This is a genomic window from Palleronia sp., assembly GCF_042089775.1.
Lineage (GTDB): Bacteria > Pseudomonadota > Alphaproteobacteria > Rhodobacterales > Rhodobacteraceae > Palleronia.
Genome location: NZ_JBELKF010000237.1, coordinates 1 through 2,732, shown reverse-complemented (window position 1 = coordinate 2,732; position 2,732 = coordinate 1). Strand labels below are relative to the sequence as shown.

General features: G+C 66.3%; 3 protein-coding genes. All 3 read left to right on the top strand.

Going from position 1 to position 2,732, the window contains the following annotated elements:
- Window positions 1-436, top strand: a 436-nt coding sequence (locus ACFDS3_RS20505; protein ID WP_375264174.1) for a gamma carbonic anhydrase family protein, incomplete at its 5' end; no start/stop codon positions are given.
- Window positions 433-1,605 (top strand): trans-sulfuration enzyme family protein, encoded by a 1,173-nt coding sequence (locus ACFDS3_RS20500; RefSeq protein ID WP_375264173.1) that lies wholly within the window; start codon window positions 433-435, stop codon window positions 1,603-1,605. The genes ACFDS3_RS20505 and ACFDS3_RS20500, both read left to right, overlap by 4 nt.
- Before the next feature lie 5 nt (window positions 1,606-1,610).
- The gene (locus ACFDS3_RS20495) at window positions 1,611-2,636 is read left to right on the top strand and encodes a sensor histidine kinase (RefSeq protein WP_375264172.1); all 1,026 of its coding nucleotides are present in this window, start codon (window positions 1,611-1,613) and stop codon (window positions 2,634-2,636) included.
- Window positions 2,637-2,732: the final 96 nt, after the last annotated feature.

Here is a 2,732-nt window from a genome sequence, read left to right as displayed (position 1 = left end):
CGCGATCGCTCAGCTCGCGGCACACTGCGGAGGCACGCTGCGCGGCGACAACGAAGAGATCTTCGTCGGCGCAGGCTCGAACATTCAGGAAAACTGCGTCCTGCATACCGACCCCGGATTTCCGCTGACCATCGGCGAGAACTGCACAATCGGCCACAAGGCCATGCTCCACGGCTGCACCATCGGCGACGAGAGCCTGATCGGAATGGGCGCGACGGTGCTGAACGGCGCGAGGATCGGCAAGAACTGCCTGGTCGGGGCAGGCGCGCTCGTTACCGAGGGCAAGGAGATTCCGGACGGCAGCCTCGTCCTAGGTTCTCCCGGCAAGGTTGTGCGACAGCTTGATGCGCAGGCGATCCAGCGGCTGAAGGCGTCGGCAATCCACTATCAAGAAAACGCCGCGCGCTTCGCCTCGACCCTGACGCCGCTGACATGAGCACCGTCGTCCGCCGCACCCCTTGGCCCGAGGGAACCGCCCGTGCACTCAGCACGCCCTTGCAACCGTCTGTCGTCTACTGCGCCGAAAGCCCCGACGCGCTCGACGCAATCTACGAAGGGCGCGATGCTGGCTTCACCTATGCACGCGAAGCGCATCCAAACGCCGAGGTGCTGGCACGCAAGATAGACGCACTCGAGGGGCTGACGGGCGGGCTCATCCTGGGATCGGGCATGGCAGCCGTGACATGCGCACTGATGGGGCTGTTGAAGGCCGGCGATCACGTGGTCGGCGCGGATCGGCTTTACGGTCGGTCGCTGCGGATGATGGCAGACGATCTGCCGCGGTTCGGGATCACCAGCAGCCTCGCCGACATCACAAATGCCGAGGCAGTACGCGCGGCGATCCGCCCCGAGACCCGGATGATCCTGGTCGAGACCGTGTCGAACCCGGGCCTGCGCGTGGCCGATCTAGATGCAATCTCGGACATCGCGAAGGGGCAGGGTGCGCTATTGATGGTGGACAACACCTTCACCACGCCGCGTGCCCTTCGTCCGGCCGAGCATGGCGCGGATATCGTCCTCCATTCAGTCACGAAGCTGCTGGCCGGCCATGCAGACGTGACGCTGGGCTATGTCGCGGCCGTCGATCCCGAGCAGACCGCGCAGCTTCGGACCTTCGCCACAACGCTCGGACTGACGCCGAGCCCGTTCGACTGCTGGCTCGCCGAACGCGGCCTCTACAGTTTCGAACTGCGCTATGACCGGGCCGAGGCAACGGCGGCGCTGCTGGCCGACCGGCTGGACGGGCTGCCGGGCGTGCGCCGCGTGCTCTATCCGGGGCGGGCCGACCACCCCGACCACGCGCGGGCGGCTCAGCTGCTGAACGGGCGCTTCGGCAACATGGTAACGTTCGAGATTGATGGTGGCCGCCCCGCCGCGAACCGCTTCGTCCGCGCGGCCGAGCAGATCGCCTTCGCCCCGACGCTGGGCGATGTGGCGACCACGATCAGCCATCCTGCGACCTCGTCGCACCGCGCAATGTCGCCCGAACAGCGCGATAGCCTGGGATTGAGCGAGGGTGTCTTCCGCGTCTCAGTCGGGATCGAGCCGGCGGACCTGCTCTGCGACGAGTTCGAAGCGGCCGTCCGTGCCGCGGCGCAGGGGTAGGGGCCATGGCGATGCCGCTGGCAGCCGATTTGATCGGAGCCCTTCCCGGTCCGGCCCTCCTAATTGGAAAGTCCCAGCGGATCGAGGCGGCCAACGCCGCCGCCGAGGGCCTGTTCGGTGCGGGGCTGCTAGGTCGCCACTATGCCGTAGCGATCCGCCAGCCGTCGATCCTCGAGGCGATAGAGGCAGTTCAGGGTGGCGCCGCGAGCGCCAACGCCCGGTATCTCGCCCGGCGCGACGGGCGTGACACAACCTGGAAGGCGCAGGTCAAACCGATTGGCGACACGTTTCTCGTCACCCTTGAAGATCTCTCCGCCACGGAAGAAGTCGACCAGATGCGCCGCGACTTCGTCGCCAATGTCAGCCACGAGCTCAAGACACCGCTGACCGCCATGATCGGCTTCATCGAGACGTTGCAGGGCCCCGCCCGCGACGATGCTGCCGCTCGCGCACGTTTCCTGGCCACCATGCAGCGCGAGGCACAGCGGATGCATCGGCTGGTCGAAGATCTGCTCTCTCTCAGCCGGGTCGAGGCGACGGAGCGGATGCGCCCGCGCGATACCGCCGACGTGGCGCTGACGCTCGCCTCGGTCCTGACGATGCTGGCGGGCAAGGCCGAGGAAGCTGGCGTGACCGTCCAGTTCGCCCGGCCGGACAAGCCCGTGCTGATTAATGCCGATCCCGATCAGCTGCGGCAGGTGTTTTCTAATCTGGTGGAAAACGCCATGAAGTACGGCGCGCAACGTGTCGAGCTGCACCTGGCCGAGAGCGAGCACATCCCCGAGCTGCGCCGGCCCGGTGTTGTGGTGGATGTTATCGATGACGGTCCAGGGATCGATTCCATGCACCTGCCGCGCCTGACTGAACGGTTCTATCGCGTTGACACCCACAGGTCGCGCGAGGTGGGCGGAACGGGTCTTGGCCTCGCGATTGTTAAGCATGTCGTCTCACGCCACAGGGGTCGGCTGCGCGTTGCGTCCAGCGAAGGCGAGGGAAGCGTCTTCACGGTTTGCTTGCCACGCGAACCCTGACTTAGGGTGCAGGCTTCGGTGATGCATCGCTACAGCGGCGTTGCTTCTGATGGACGAGCCGTGCTCGGCACTGGACCCGATTGCGACCGGGCAGGT

Bases quoted from the DNA above. Each gene is read 5' to 3' on its own strand.
- ACFDS3_RS20500 (WP_375264173.1), top strand. From the start codon at position 433: ATGAGCACCGTCGTCCGCCGCACCCCTTGGCCCGAGGGAACCGCCCGT.
- ACFDS3_RS20495 (WP_375264172.1), top strand. From the start codon at position 1,611: ATGGCGATGCCGCTGGCAGCCGATTTGATCGGAGCCCTTCCCGGTCCG.